The 13978-nt window shown below is 71.9% G+C and carries 13 protein-coding genes; 6 read left to right on the forward strand and 7 right to left on the reverse strand.

The window, feature by feature from the left end; genetic code table 11:
- Positions 1 to 96: 96 nt before the first annotated feature.
- The 3 genes from QSK26_RS02520 to QSK26_RS02530 all read left to right on the forward strand — a co-directional run bounded on the left by QSK26_RS02520 (position 97) and on the right by QSK26_RS02530 (position 3371).
- The gene (locus tag QSK26_RS02520; protein ID WP_285773276.1) at positions 97 to 1368 is read left to right on the forward strand and encodes an acyltransferase family protein; all 1272 of its coding nucleotides are present in this window, start codon (positions 97 to 99) and stop codon (positions 1366 to 1368) included.
- Between the two features lie 73 nt (positions 1369 to 1441).
- The gene (locus QSK26_RS02525; RefSeq protein WP_285773277.1) at positions 1442 to 2569 is read left to right on the forward strand and encodes a glycosyltransferase; all 1128 of its coding nucleotides are present in this window, start codon (positions 1442 to 1444) and stop codon (positions 2567 to 2569) included.
- A gap of 49 nt (positions 2570 to 2618) precedes the next feature.
- On the forward strand, positions 2619 to 3371 hold the full coding sequence (locus QSK26_RS02530; protein WP_285773278.1) for an acetoacetate decarboxylase family protein: 753 nt from the start codon (positions 2619 to 2621) through the stop codon (positions 3369 to 3371).
- Between the two features lie 26 nt (positions 3372 to 3397).
- Here the strand turns inward: QSK26_RS02530 and QSK26_RS02535 are convergent, their stop codons facing one another.
- The 6 genes from QSK26_RS02535 to QSK26_RS02560 all read right to left on the reverse strand — a co-directional run bounded on the left by QSK26_RS02535 (position 3398) and on the right by QSK26_RS02560 (position 9303).
- Positions 3398 to 4273, reverse strand: a complete 876-nt coding sequence (locus tag QSK26_RS02535) for a glycosyltransferase family 2 protein (protein ID WP_285773279.1) — start codon at positions 4271 to 4273, stop codon at positions 3398 to 3400.
- Positions 4274 to 4474: 201 nt separating this feature from the next.
- Entirely contained in the window at positions 4475 to 5242 is a 768-nt protein-coding gene (locus QSK26_RS02540; RefSeq protein WP_285773280.1) for a CDP-alcohol phosphatidyltransferase family protein, read from the reverse strand.
- Positions 5220 to 6260 (reverse strand): iron-containing alcohol dehydrogenase family protein, encoded by a 1041-nt coding sequence (locus tag QSK26_RS02545; protein ID WP_285773530.1) that lies wholly within the window; start codon positions 6258 to 6260, stop codon positions 5220 to 5222. The genes QSK26_RS02540 and QSK26_RS02545 overlap by 23 nt, the downstream gene beginning before the upstream one ends.
- A gap of 5 nt (positions 6261 to 6265) precedes the next feature.
- A complete protein-coding gene (locus QSK26_RS02550; RefSeq protein ID WP_285773281.1) occupies positions 6266 to 7000 on the reverse strand; it encodes a phosphocholine cytidylyltransferase family protein in 735 nt (244 codons plus the stop codon).
- A gap of 99 nt (positions 7001 to 7099) precedes the next feature.
- Positions 7100 to 7708, reverse strand: a complete 609-nt coding sequence (locus QSK26_RS02555) for a DUF5941 domain-containing protein (RefSeq protein ID WP_285773282.1) — start codon at positions 7706 to 7708, stop codon at positions 7100 to 7102.
- A 65-nt stretch (positions 7709 to 7773) separates the two neighbouring features.
- Complete coding sequence (locus QSK26_RS02560; RefSeq protein ID WP_285773283.1) at positions 7774 to 9303, reverse strand: CDP-alcohol phosphatidyltransferase family protein; 1530 nt, start codon at positions 9301 to 9303, stop codon at positions 7774 to 7776.
- Between the two features lie 200 nt (positions 9304 to 9503).
- Here QSK26_RS02560 and QSK26_RS02565 point away from each other — a divergent pair, with 200 nt between their 5' ends.
- Entirely contained in the window at positions 9504 to 10814 is a 1311-nt protein-coding gene (locus QSK26_RS02565) for a bifunctional cytidylyltransferase/SDR family oxidoreductase (RefSeq protein WP_285773284.1), read from the forward strand.
- Between the two features lie 3 nt (positions 10815 to 10817).
- Here the strand turns inward: QSK26_RS02565 and QSK26_RS02570 are convergent, their stop codons facing one another.
- Positions 10818 to 11852 carry a glycosyltransferase family 2 protein gene (locus QSK26_RS02570; protein WP_285773531.1) on the reverse strand — a complete coding sequence of 345 codons (1035 nt, stop codon included), beginning with the start codon at positions 11850 to 11852 and terminating at the stop codon, positions 10818 to 10820.
- An 83-nt stretch (positions 11853 to 11935) separates the two neighbouring features.
- On the opposite strand from QSK26_RS02570, the gene QSK26_RS02575 reads away from it, so the two are divergent.
- Both QSK26_RS02575 and QSK26_RS02580 read left to right on the forward strand, forming a co-directional pair.
- Entirely contained in the window at positions 11936 to 13477 is a 1542-nt protein-coding gene (locus QSK26_RS02575; protein WP_285773285.1) for an LCP family protein, read from the forward strand.
- Positions 13478 to 13553: 76 nt separating this feature from the next.
- Positions 13554 to 13910, forward strand: a complete 357-nt coding sequence (locus tag QSK26_RS02580; protein ID WP_285773286.1) for an STAS domain-containing protein — start codon at positions 13554 to 13556, stop codon at positions 13908 to 13910.
- The last annotated feature ends 68 nt before the right edge of the window (positions 13911 to 13978 follow it).

A 13978-nucleotide genomic window follows, 5' to 3' on the forward strand; every position in this document is an offset into this window, starting at 1 on the left:
CGGGCGTTCCGCCCCGAGCCGCCGGGCGTCTACCCGGACGCCCTGTGCCGATGCCCGGTAGCCCACTGTTTCCAACAGATAGCCGAGCGTTCCCTCGTGAGTGAGACCCGTTCCCCCTTCCAGATCCCGGGCCCGCGGAGTGACGGCGCCCCTGGCGCGCCCGCGTCGCCCCCAGCCGCAGGGAAGGAGGGACCGGCCGCCTGGCCGCCTCCCCAGCCCCCTGGCGAGCGGCAGGGGGCCGCCTGGGGGGAACGGACGCCGGAGGAGGCGGGACGGGAGCGCGGCGACCGGCCCGGCACGCGGGGGGCCGCGGTGGAGACGGCGGAGCGGCCGGAGACGGCGCGGCGGCAGGAGCCGGCCGCCCCGGCGCCGAGGCGGCGGCGCGACCCCTACCTGGACAACGTCAAGTTCGTGCTGATCGCGTTGGTGCCGATCGGGCACTCGCTGGTGCCGACCCTGGCGGCCGACTCCGCGCGGTCGCTCTACATCTTCGTCTACGTCTTCCACATGCCGGCGTTCGTACTGATCAGCGGTTACCTGAGCCGTAACTTCTGGCACTCCAACGCCAAGATCAACAAATTGGTGGACACGCTCCTGGTGCCCTTCGCCGTGGTGGAGGTCGGTTATGCCGTGCTCCGCTTCGCGCTGGGCCAGAAATGGAGCCTGACCATCACCGACCCGGCCTGGCTCAACTGGTATCTGCTGGCGCTCTTCCTGTGGCGGATCTCCACGCCGCTGTGGACGCGAATGAAGCAGCCTTTGCTGGTCGCGGTGGTCATTTATCTCGCCGCCGGTTTCTCCGAGATCTCCGGCGATTTCAGCATCGACCGGTTCTTCGGGCTGCTGCCGTTCTACGTGCTGGGCCTGATGCTCAAGCCCGAGCACTTCGAGATGCTCAACCGCACCTGGGTGAAGATCCTCGGGGTGGTCACGCTGGCCGGCGCGGCGGCCGTCGCCATCCTCATCGCCCCGGGCCAGAGCCTGGCGCCGTTCTACTACAAGAACAGCTACGCCGCGATGGACATGTCGTGGTGGATGGGGCTGTCCACCCGGATGGGGCTGCTGGTCGCCGCGCTCGCCATGACCGCCGCCGTCCTCGCGCTGGTGCCGCGCAAGGAGACCTGGTACTCCGACCTCGGCACCCGGACCCTCTACGCCTACCTGCTGCACGGCGTGCCCGTCCTGATCGCCAAGGACCAGGGCTGGCTCGATTTCCCCTGGCTGTACGGCCCGCTGGGCGCCCTGGCCATCTCGGCGAGCTGCTTCGCCCTGGCGATCCTGCTGTGCATGCCGATCACGCGCACCGCGTTCAAATGGATGCTGGAGCCCCGGCTGACGTGGCTCTACCGGCGTAGCGCGAAACAGTGATGTTCAGCGGTAATTACCCCGTCATTTACTTGGGGACTCCGCGTTTGACGGGATAGGCGCTCAGCATTCTGGCATGAGGGTATGTGTCGGGACGATCGTTCACCATCCGGAGGACGCCCGGATCATGCACCGGCAGATCCGAGCCCTCCTTGATGCCGGGCACGAGGTGACGTACATCGCCCCGTTCACCCACTGCAACGTGACCCCCGCCCCCGGGCTGCGGGCCGTCGACGTGCCGAGGGCCGTCGGCCGCCGCCGGAGGCGGGCGCTGAGCGCCGCCAGGAAGGCGCTCAGGCGCGCCGCCAAGGAATCCGATCTCATCATCGTGCACGACATCGAGCTGCTGCTCGCGCTGCCCTCCGGGCGCCACCACCCGCCCATGGTGTGGGACGTGCACGAGGACACCGCCGGCGCCCTCGGCGCGAAGGGTTACCTGCCGGAGGGGATGCGGGTCGTCATGCCGCCGCTGATCCGCTGGGCCGAGGCGCACGCCGAGCGCCGGATGCACCTGATCCTCGCCGAGGACGCCTACCAGGACCGCTTCACCCGGCGGCACCCGGTGGTCAGGAACACCACCTACGTGCCGCCGGCGCCGCCGAAGCCCTCCGGCGCCGACCGGGTCGTCTACGTCGGCCACCTCTCCGCCGCCCGGGGCGCCGCCGAGCTGATCGAACTGGCCAGGAGGCTCGCCCCGCACGGCGTCAGGACCGACCTCATCGGCGCCGCCGACGTGGCCATCCGGCCGATGCTGCGCGACGCCCAGCGCGAGGGCGTGCTCGACTGGTACGGCTACGTGCCCAACCGGCACGCCCTGCGGATGGCGGAGGGCGCCCTCGCCGGGCTCTCCCTGCTGCACGACGTGCCCAACTACCGGCAGTCGCTGCCCACCAAGGTGATCGAGTACATGGCCAGGGGGGTGCCGGTGATCACCACGCCGCTGCCGCTGGCCGCCTCGATGGTGGGCCGGGTGGACTGCGGCACCATCGTCCCCTTCGGTGACGTGGAGGCCGTCGCGCAGGCCGTCCTGCGGCTGCGGGAGGACCCCGAACGGCGGGCCGCGATGGGCGCCAGGGGCTACGCCGAGGCGCTCAACCACTACAACTGGCCCGACCAGGCCGCCGAGTTCGTGGCACAACTGGAGGAGTGGGCCACCGCCACCACCGGGGTGCCCGCCCGGCCGCGTCGCGTCCTGCCGGTTTGACCCGGGGGGACGGTGACGCGGGCGGCCTGGGATTGATTCACTAGGACACATGGCAAGGCATGTGATCCAGGGACGCACCGTGAGCACGCCGGTGCAGGTCAGGGATGCCGCCTTCGGCGGCGCCGCCTACCTCGTGCGGGCCGACGCGGCCCGGGCGGTGATGGCCTACTCGGGGCTGGACGTCACCGAGGTGCTCCCCGGTAAGGCGCTCTGCGCACTGGTGTTCGTCAAGTACGCCGACTCCGACCTCGACGCCTACCACGAGTTCGGGATGGGGTTCCTGATGCGCCCGCCGGGCGCGGCCCGCGCGCCGGGCCGCCGTGGCCTGCCGGCGCTGCTGTCGGACATCCGGCGGGTGGGGGCGGGCGCCTTCGTGCACTGGCTGCCGGTGGACCAGGACTTCACGCTGGAGGCCGGGCGGACGATCTGGGGCTTCCCCAAGGAACTCGCCGAGATCGACCTGCGGCTCCGCTCGCCGTTCAAGCGGTGCATCCTGCGCAAGGACGGCCGCCTGGTGCTGGACCTGCTGCTGCGCCCGGGCATCCCGCTCCCGGCGCGCGGCGCGCTCGCGCCGCTCGACGCCTTCACCCAGCGCGACGGCGTCACCCGCCGCACGTCGTGGTCGGTCTCCCCGCGCGGGGTCAGGGTACGGCCGGGCGGCGCGCTGATCCGGCTGGGCAACCACCCGATCGCCAAGGAGCTGAGCGAGCTGGGCCTGCCCAAGCACGCCCTGCTCACCGTCACCGTCGCGCACGCCGCCATGTCCTTCGGCGACGCCACCGAGCAACCTCTGGAACACTGACCGGCCCCCGGCGGGAACCGGGAGCGCTAGACGATGGGCGGGCGGCCGAGGCGGAGCATCCGCCAGGCGGTGCGCCAGGCCATCGCGCGGCGCTCGCCGGCGGGCTCGCGCAGGCCTTCGGAGAAGCCCTTGAACCAGGCGCGCAGGGCCAGGCCGGAACGCTCGCGGAGCAGGGTGAGGACCATCCAGTCGAGCAGGTAGAGCGCGGCGAGCGGCCAGGGCAGGTTGCGCCTGGCGAGCCACACCCGGTTGCGGGCGTTGAGACGGTAGAAGTCGGCGTGCCTGGTGGGCGGCACCTGCGGGTGGTACATGACCGTCTCGGCGTCGTACTCGATGCGGTAGCCCTCACCGAGCAGCCGCCAGGCCAGGTCGGTCTCCTCGTGCGCGTAGAAGAAGCGCTCGGGCAGGCCGCCGACCTGGAGGAAGGCGGAGCGGCGGATCGCGCAGGCGCCGCCGAGGAAGGTGGTGACCGGCGACGAGCGCTCCGGATCGCCGGCGCGCAGCCGCGGGACGTGCCTGCGCTGCCCGACGCCTCCGTCGGGGTCCATCACCCGGAAGCTGATCACGGCGAGGTCCGGCTCGGTGGCGAACCGCTCCCGCACGTGCGACGCGAGCTTGGTGTTGGCATACCAGCCGTCGTCGTCGAGGAAGAGGACGACGTCCCCCGAGCACTCCTCGACGCCGCGGTTGCGGCCGGCGGGAATGCCGCTGTTGTGCGACAACCGCACGATCTTGACATCGGAACCGGGCAGCGGCTGAGCCGACAGCGGAGGCACGTCGGCGCCGTTTCCGACGATGACCACCTCGATGTCGCCGTCGTCCTGGGTCAGGGCGGATTCGACCGCCCGGTCCAGCTCGGCTACCCGGTTGCCCATGGTGAGGATGACGCACGAGATCTTCAACGCGTCATCGCCCCGACGCGTGATTCGTAGCTGCGGAGCGTACTTTCATGATCACCGAGTCTGCATCGCCGGGCAAGACGTCCGACCGCCCTGTTCCTGTTTTACCGGGAAATAAGGGTATCGGAACTCCAGGCAAACCCCCACCGAACAGTAGGTGTCCACCACTGACCCATACGACGCGCAAACCCCGCGATTGGTTCCTCATGACAGCCGCCGGGAGGCCAGAATGCTGACGAGGTGCAGGATGAGCTGGACGACGGCGACGACCGCGCACGCCACCACCAGCACCCGGGTGACCGCCTGCCCGCCGACCATCAGGTCGAGGATCGCGGCGAGCACCACCAGCAGGGACAGCTCCACCGCCTGGACGATCCGGTGGAACTGCAACGCCGCGGCGGCCTTGCGGGCCAGGCCGAGCCCGCGCGACCGGAACTGCCCGGCGGACGCCTCGGTAGCCGCGATCAGCCCGGAACGGGCCCGCGCCACGTCCACCAGGTCGGTCTCCGCCTTGATCAGGATCGCGCCCAGCGCGGCGGTGAACCCGAGCACGGTGTACCAGTCGGGCAGGGTCTCCGAGGCGCGGAAGCCCAGGCCGATCAGCAGCGCCGCCTCGGCGAAGTAGTGGCCGACCCGGTCGAGGTACACCCCGGTGATCGAGGTGCGGCCGGTCCACCTGGCCAGCTCGCCGTCGGAGCAGTCGAGCAGCAGGTAGACCTGCACCAGCAGGGCCGCGCCGACCGCCGCCGCGAGGCCGGGCAGCGCGAGCACCACACCGGCCAGCACGCCGCACAGGATCATCAGGCCGGTGGCCTGGTTGGGGGTGATCGGCGTCTTGGCGAGCGCCCAGGTCACGTAGACCGAGAGCCTGCGCATGTAGAGCAGACCCGCCCAGTGCTCGCCGCTGCGGCGATCCATCGTGCTCTGCGGCTGGGCGACCGCCCGGATCTCAGCGACCGACGGCCCGGACATAGTCCTCCACCCGCTCCCGTGCCTCGGACTCCGACAACCGCAGGTGCTCCAGGATCGTGTAACGGCCCGGACGCGTGGCGGGCGCCAGCATCACGGCCTCGGTGAACTGCTCGGCGGTCAGCCCGACGTCGCCGGGCGACACCGGCAACTCGTGCCGGCGCAGGCAGTCGGTCACCTGGGTGAGACGCGGCTCGTCCTTCCGCAGGAAGAAACAGAAGGCAGCGCCGATGCCGGCGAGCTCGCCGTGGTTGGACGTGCCGGGAAAGAGCTGATCCACGGCATGCAGGATCTCATGGTCGCCGCCACTCGACGGACGAGATGACCCTGCGATGACCATCGACATACCCGAAAGGACCAAAGCCTCGGCCAGAACGGTGAGGAACGCGTCGCTTTCGATGGAATCGGACCGGCCGATCACCGCCTCCGCGGCGGTCCGGGCCATCGAGCAGGCGAGGCCGTCGATCGGCTCGCCCCGCTCGGCCGCGCCGAGCTGCCAGTCCTCGATCGCCGACAGGTTGCTCACCACGTCGCCGACGCCCGCCCTGACCAGGGAGGACGGCGCGTCGTGCACGAAGTCGAGATCGACCATGATCGCCAGTGGCATGGGCACGCCGAAGGAGCCCTTGCCGCCCTCGTGCACGAGCGAGGCCACCGGCGAGCAGATGCCGTCGTGCGAGAGGTTGGTGGCCACGGCCACCATCGGGATGCCGGCCAGCGACGCCGCGTACTTGGTCGCGTCGATGGTCTTGCCGCCGCCGATGCCGACGACCGCCTCGTAGGCGCCCTTGCGCAGGTCGGCGCCGAGCGAGACGGCGGCGTCGACCGAGCCGTCGGGCACCCGGAAGAGCTGGGCCTCGCCCAGGGTGGGCGCGATCACCGACGCGATCTTGTCACCCTGGGCGGTGCCGACGGCCACGGCCACCCGGCCCGAGGTCGCCACCCGGCTGTCGGCGAGCAGCGAGCCGAGCTGCGCGATGGCCCCCCGGCGCACCTCCATCCGCAGGGGGGCGGGCAGCATTCTGGCTAGTATCGGCATGCAATCTCCCTGGCCTTGGCCAGGTCATCGTGGTTGTCGACCTCGACCCACGCCACCTCGCCGATGGGGGCGACGGCGATCTGCTCGCCACGCGCGACCATCTCGGCGTAGCCGTCCTCGTAGTAGAGCTGGGGGTCGCGCTCGAAGGTCGCGCGCAGCGCGTCGGCCAGCCGCTCGGCGGCGGCGGGGCGGATCAGGGTGGCGCCGATGTACTCGCCGTAGGCCAGCGCCGGGTCCATGAGCTTCGTGATGCGGTCCAGGTGGCCCTCGGCGGAGAGCGTCACCTTCATCTCCTCGTCGGCCAGCGGCTTCACGTTGTCCACCGCGAGGAGGATGTCGCTGGTGGCGGGCGCGGCCAGCAGCGTCTTCTCCACCGACTCCGGGTGCACGGTGTCGCCGTTGACCAGCAGCGCGCCCTCGGCGAAGTGGTCGCGGGCGCACCACAGGGAGTAGGCGTTGTTCCACTCCTCGGCCTTGTCGTTGTGCACGAGGGTCAGCCGCACGCCGTACCTGCGCTCGAACTCGGCCTTGCGATCGTGTACGGCCTGCGCCTGGTAACCGACGATGATCACGATGTCACGAAGATCCACCGCGGCGAGGTTGCGCAGCGAGATGTCCATGATCGTGGTGTCCCCGTCGACCGGCACGAGCGCCTTGGGCAGTGTGTCGGTATACGGCCGCAGACGTCTGCCGGCCCCAGCGGCCAGCACCATTCCCAGCAACGTGCACTCCTCGTCCGAGTGTGACTTCGTAGGCCCAAAGGTTAGTTGCCTTCTGGTCGTGATCGTGTAATCGCCCGTTGGCCTGGGGGTGGGATCGCATCAATCTTCGGCGCCGAGATCGGCCGCATCCACCCCGCTGCGCGGGGCCGCCAGCCAGGTGGTGAGGCTCTCCCAGCCGAAGAGGCACCACAGATAGAGCGCGAGCAGCACGAAGACCGCGGTCACCCAGCCGACCAGCCCGCCGAGCGCGACGAGCAGCATCCGGCCGTCCCAGCCCAGGCCGGCGGTGGCCAGCCAGGCCGGCGGGTAGACCCGCTGGCGGACCCGGTAGACCACGTCGTAATGGTGGAACGCCATCGCGCCCAGCAGCATGAACACGATCACCGGCGGCACCTCGTGGGCGAATCCCACCGACGCGATGAAAACGTACTCGATGAGCCGCAGGATCGGCGGCACCAGCCAGTCCAGCCGCCCGTCGTGCAGGTGCGAGCTGCCCGGCCCGGACAGCAGCAGCGCGACGGCCGGCGCGAAGACCGCGAGCCCCTCGGTGCCCGCGACGCCGACCAGCAGCAGGATCGCGGTCACGAAGGCGCCCGCCAGCGCGGGGGGCAGCGGCGGAAGCTGCCCCGCCACCAGCAGGCCCATCCCCCGGGAGAGCACCCCGTCGTCGCGATAGGCCACCAGCGTGCTCTGCGGAACCGGAGTCATCTGCACAGAGATCACTATTTCACCCGCCTCCCCTCACCAGCCCTCGCCGAACCGCCGCGCCCCGCTCACGCCAGGGATCTCGCTATGCGTCCCGTGACGGTGTAGGCCGCGGCCACGCCGCCCCACAGCAGCAGGGCGAGGAAGGTGATCCGCGCGTCGAAGAACGCGGCCGTGACGGCGATCAGGGCCATCCGCTCGCCGATCGGCAACACGATGATCTTCTTCAGCCAGCGGCTCGCCTGGCGCCCTTCCAGGCGGCGGGACAGGCCCACCACGCCGCCCCCGGCGGGCGCCGCGCGCGCCGGCGGGTCGTCGGGCAGCAGCAGCGAGCGCGGCGTCCGCGCCCAGGCCGTCCCCCAGGCCGCGCCGACCTTCCCCGCGTCCTCGCGGGACGCGCGGAAGGAGAAGTCGATCGCGTGCCGCAACGTCTGGAGCACCAGCGCGGCCACGGCCAGCGCCCAGATCCCGTGCGGCCCGCCGTTCCACAGGTCGTACGGCCCGGCGCCGGTGTGCGGATGCCAGGCGGCGTAGCCGATCGCCAGCCCCAGATAGGCCATGTACTCCTTGGCCCGGTCGGCCGTGGCGTCCAGCCAGGCGCCGAGCGGTGAGAAGGCGCGGCTGTAGCGGGCGAGCTGGCCGTCCACGCAGTCGAGCACGAACGACAGGCACAGCAGCGCGGCCCCGAACATCATGGCCCCCCTGGTGCCGGCGGAGAACCAGACCGCGGCGAGGAAGGCCAGGCCGAGCGAGATCCCGGTGACGGCGTTGGGGGTCAGGGAGAGCCGCGCGGCCAGCCGTACGAGGTGCCGGGACCAGGAGCTGACCAGGAAGGTGCTGACGAAGCCGTCGTCGGACTTGATCGCGGCGTCCAGCCGCACGGCGGACTCGTCCACCCCGGCGAGGCGGCGGACGGCGTCGTCGGCGCTCGCCTGCCCGGTCACCCGGTCGCAGTGCAGCCTGCCGAGCGGCACCGCGCGGACCGGGACGCCCGAGCGCACCAGCCCGACGAGGAGCAGGTCGCCCACCTCGGCGCCGCTCACCGGGCCGAAGGCGCCCGCGCCGACGTGCTCGGCGAGCTCCTCGGCGACCCTGGCGAGGCTGCCCAGGTGGGCCTCGCCGACCTGGAGCACCCCGCAGAAGGCGGCGTTGGCCTCGGTGACGCGGTGGAAGGAGGTGCCCGCCTCCGCCACCCGGCCGTCCTGCGCCCGCACCGGCGGGCGGAGCGGCCCGGCGGGCTCCCCCACCGCGACGAGCGCGCCGGTGTCGCGCGCCGGGTGGTCGAGCAGCGCGGCGAGGGCGTCGGTGTGCGCGACGATGTCGCCGGGCAGCACCGCGACGGGGCCGGAGGCCGCGGCGGCCGTCTTGGCGACGGCGCGCAGGTCCTCCACCAGGCCCCTGGCGGCCTCGACCGGCCGCGGACCGGCGGCCACCGCGGTGCGGGCTACGACGTGCAGGTCGAGCACGAAGAGACCGTCGAGCTGCGCGGTCAGTCGTTCCAGGATGGTGCCTTCTGCGCAGGCGAGCCGGGCTGCGGGCGTCGTCGCCAGCACCACGGCCGCCGTTTGGGGGGCCTTGGGACCCGAGGTATCCGGCAAGCGGCTTGCTCCTTCGCGTCGGGATCGCCGTACGAACGGGAAGCGCGCACCCAGCGTAGCGAGATGTTGACCGAATATCACGGGTGCGCCGAGACGTTTCCCCGGCGATCGGGTGGTGCCGTGCCAAGACCGCTACGCTCGGAATATCCCGTCCGGACCGGCCGTCCCGCTGGGCGATCCCTTAACGGAGGACACCGATTTTGGCCGCACCCGAACCCCGCCTGCCCACCGTCGGCGTGATCCTCGCCGGCGGCGTCGGACAGCGCCTCGGTCACGACCTGCCCAAGCAGTTGCTCGAGATCTCCGGCAGGACGATCCTGGAGCGCGCCGTGGACGCCTTCGAGCGGGCCCCCGAGATCGACGACATCATCGTGCTGATGACTCCCGGTTTCACCGGCGAGGTGGAGGAGCTCGTCGCGCGCAACGGCTTCGCCAAGGTGCGCATGGTGCTGGAGGGCGGCGCCAGCCGTACCGAGACGACGTGGCGGGCGCTCTCGGCGATCGGGGCGCGCGAGTGCGACGTGCTGCTGCACGACGCCGCGCGACCGCTGGTGGAGCCGAGGATCATCACCGAGTGCGTCGAGGCGCTGCGCGACCACCGGGCGGTCAACGTGGCCGTGCCCAGCTCCGACACCGTGCTGGTGGCGCAGGCCGGGCCGCACGGCGAGGTGATCGGCGACGTGCCCGAGCGGGCGGCGCTGCGCCGCAGCCAGACGCCGCAGTGCTTCCGGCTGTCGGTGATCCGCGAGGCCTACGAGCGGGCGCTCGCCGACCCCGCCTTCGGCGACCGGCCGGCCACCGACGACTGCGGGGTGGTCCGCCGTTACCTGCCGGAGGTGCCGATCCACCTCGTGCCGGGCAGCGAGCTCAACATCAAGATCACCCATCCGGCCGACCTGGCCGTGGCGGAGACGCTGCTCCGGCTGTCGCCGGAGACGACCCGGTTCATGGACTACCGGGAGGCGCTGGCCGGGCGCACCGTCGTGGTCTTCGGCGGGTACGGCGCCGCCGCCGAGCTGGCCGAGCTGGCCGCGGAGCACGGCGCCCGGGTCTACACCCACTCCCGGGCGCACGGGACCGTGCACGTCGCGGACGCGACCGCCGTGACCGACGCGCTGGACCAGGCGGCCAAGGAGACCGGCCGGATCGACTACGTGGTGAGCGCGGCCGAGGTGCGGCACATGGGCCCGCTCGCCGAGGCCGAGGAGGCCACCGTCGCCGAGGTGGTGGGCGTCAACCTGCTCGGCTCGGTGCACGTGGCGCGCGCCGCGCTCGGTCACCTGCGCGAGACCGGGGGGCACTTGCTGTTCCAGACCGGTTCCCCGCCCGCCGGCCCGCACGCGCTGTACGCGGCCACCGTCGCGGCGCTCGGCGAGCTGACCCGCGAGCTCGCCCGGGAGTGGGCGGGCGAGGGCGTGCGGGTCAACTGCGTCCGCGCCGAGCAGGGCGCGGCGGCGGCGCTGGGCGTGCTGGCGTCCGGTTTCACGGGACGGGTCGCCGGGCCACACTGACCGTCAACGGGTCTTGCTGAGTTTCGCCGGGCTGGTGAGGAACCCCCATCCCCAGGCGACGTGCATGGCAGCATAGGCGAGCGGCAGCCGTACCAGGGCGGCGGCGGGCAGGCCGCGGCCGGTGAGCACCGACCCGGCGAGCACGCCCGCCACGTAGCCGGCGGGGATCAGCAGGCCGGGCCAGAAGAACGGCGAGACCACCAGGCCGAGCAGCATCGCGACCACCGCGGCGGGCGGCGCCAGGTAGCGCAGGTTGATCGTGCCCTGGTGGGTCCTGCCCACCACCCTGCGCCAGCGACCGTAGTGGAAGTACTGCCTGGCGAGGGCCCGCAGGTCGGGGCGCGGCCGGTAGGTGACCCGCATCCGCGGCTCGAACCAGACCAGGCCGCCGGTCTCCCGGATCCGGTGGTTCATCTCCCAGTCCTGGGCGCGCTGGAAGTGCTCGTCGTAGCCGCCCACCCGGTCGAGCGCCGAGCGGCGGAACACGCCGAGGTAGACGGTGTCGGACGGGCCGGCCTGTCCGCCGGTGTGGAAGCGCGCGCCGCCGACGCCGAGCTTGGAGGTCATCGCGCAGGCCACGGCCTTCTCGAAGGGGGTCACCCCCTCGGCGGCCATGATCCCGCCCACGTTGTCGGCGCCGGTCTGCTCCAGGGTCTCCACCGCCACCTTCAGGTAGTCGGCGGGGAGCAGGGCGTGGCCGTCCACACGGGCGACGATGTCGGAGGAGGACGCCCCGATCGCGGCGTTCAGCGCGTTCGGGGTGCGGCCCGTGGGGTTGGCGACCACCCGCACCCGCGGGTCCTCCGCGGCGAGCGCGTCGGCGACCTCCTGGGTGCGGTCGCGCGAGGGACCGATGGCGAGGACCACCTCGATCGGGCCTTCGTACGCCTGGGCGAGGACCTGCCGCACCGCCTCACGGAGGTGGCGCTCCTCGTTGAGCACGGGCATGACGACAGAGACGGGGGGCCAGACACGGGTCTTCGAGGCTGAAGTGCTCGAAGAGGCGGTCTGCGCATGCGAGTCGGGGAACTGCTTCATGGCTGCGCTCACGCTACTGTACGAGCGGGCGGTGACGGCAACCTTCTCGACATCGGCCGGTGAACTGCGGTGGGAGGGTGGGTATGCGGAAGCCGGAGGACGACTCGGCGGTGCACGTGGGCGGCGACGCCTACGGCGGCGTCCGGCTGACCTCCCGGCGCGGCTCCAAGGCAGCCCGCGGCGCCCGGGCCCGACGTGGCCGGCTGCTCCTCGCGGGCTCGCTGTCCACGGTCGTGCTGGCGGGCGCGTGCGCCTCGTGGGCGCTGCCGAACTACGCGGCGGGCCAGATCAGGCAGGTGGACGCCGGGGTGGCCGGGTCCGAGGCGCGGGGCGCGCTGAACATCCTGGTGGTCGGGGTGGACAAGCGCGACGATCTCACCCGCCGCCAGCAGAACCAGCTGAAGCTCGGCAGGGAGTCCGGCCAGCGCACCGACACGATGATGGTCGTGCACCTGTCGGAGGACCACAGCAAGGTCACCGTGGTCAGCCTGCCCAGGGACACCTGGGTGACGATCCCCGGCCAGGGCGACCACAAGATCAACTCCGCCTACCAGTTCGGCGGCGCGAAGCTCGCCGTGCGCACCGTGCAGAACGTCACCGGCCTGAAGATCAACCACTACGTCGAGATCAACGTGCTGGGCTTCATCGACGTCGTCGACTCGCTCGGCGGCGTCTCCGTCTGCACCCCCGTGCCGATCAACGACTCCAAGACCGACCTCGACCTCCAGCCGGGCACCTACGAGCTCGACGGCGTCAAGGCGCTCGCCTACGCGCGCACCCGGGCCACCGCCCGGTCCGACCTCGACCGCATCGACCGTCAGCAGCAGGTCATCTCGGCCCTGCTGAACCAGGCGCTGAGCGGCGGCACGCTGGGCAACCCGGCGCGGCTGACCGCCCTGGTCAACTCCACGCTGCGCACGCTCACCGTGGACGACCAGCTCGCGGACGACATGATCGGCCTGGCCAGGCAGCTCAGCGACGTCTCGACCGACGACGTCTCCTTCGCCACGGTGCCGGTGGCCAACGCGAACTACACCACGCCCACCAAGGAGTCGGCGGTGCTGTGGGACAAGCCCGCTGCCAGGGAGCTCTTCCGCCGCATCGCCGCCGACGAGCCGCTGACCGGCCCGACCGCCAAGCCGGCCCCGTCCCCCACGGGGTCCGCGTCCGGGTCCGCGTCCGGGTCCGCCCCTCCGTCCGCCCCCGCGTCCGGGAAGCCGTCGCCGAAGCCCTCGGAGACGCCGCTGACCGTGCCGCCGGAGCGGATCGCGATCAAGGTGCTCAACGGCACCGGCATCACCGGCCGCGGCGCCTCGACGAAGGCCGACCTGCTCAAGGCGGGCTTCCTGGTCCCCGCGGAGCCCGGCGACACGGCGACCACCGACTACGCCAGGACGGTGATCAGGTACGGCCCCGGCCGCGAGGATTCCGCCGCCACCGTGGCCGCCGCGCTGCCCGGCGCGGAGCTCCGCGAGGTGGCCAGTGTGGGCAGCCGGATCGAGGTCATCGTGGGCCGGGAGTACCCCGGGGCCAAGAAGGTGACGGTGAAGGAGCCGGGCTCCGCGGCGGCCACGCCCACCGCGACGCCCACCGCCCGGACCGCGACTCAAAACATTTGTCGGTAATAACCGGTTTTGGGGGAATGCTTACGCCACGAGGGGGTACCTGTGAAGGAACCCCTGCCCGGGGCGGAAGGAGGTGATGACGGCGATGGAAATCCTCTCCTGGCGCGAAGGAACGAGCACGGTGATCCAACCGGACGGCGACCTCGATCTCGCGGCCACACCGCGACTGCGGGAGGTACTCGACGAGGTCCTCGCGACGCACCGGCCCCCACGCCTGGTGATCGACCTGACCAAGGTCCCGTTCTGCGACTCGGCCGGCCTCGGGCTCCTCATCAACACCCTGACCCGGGTGCGCGACGCGAACGGCCGCCTGGTCCTGGCGGTGACCCCCGGAATGATCACCAACCTGCTGACGATCACCAACCTCGACAAGCACTTCGAGATCCACGAGACCACGCAGGCCGCCCAGTTGTCCCTCGCGAAGGCGGCGTGACCCGCCCTCCCTCCGGCCCGGCGCCCCGGCCCGGCGGTCGCTGACGCTCCCCGGCGCAGACAACGGCC

The organism is Microtetraspora sp. NBRC 13810 (assembly GCF_030268685.1).
Taxonomy (GTDB): domain Bacteria; phylum Actinomycetota; class Actinomycetes; order Streptosporangiales; family Streptosporangiaceae; genus BSRQ01.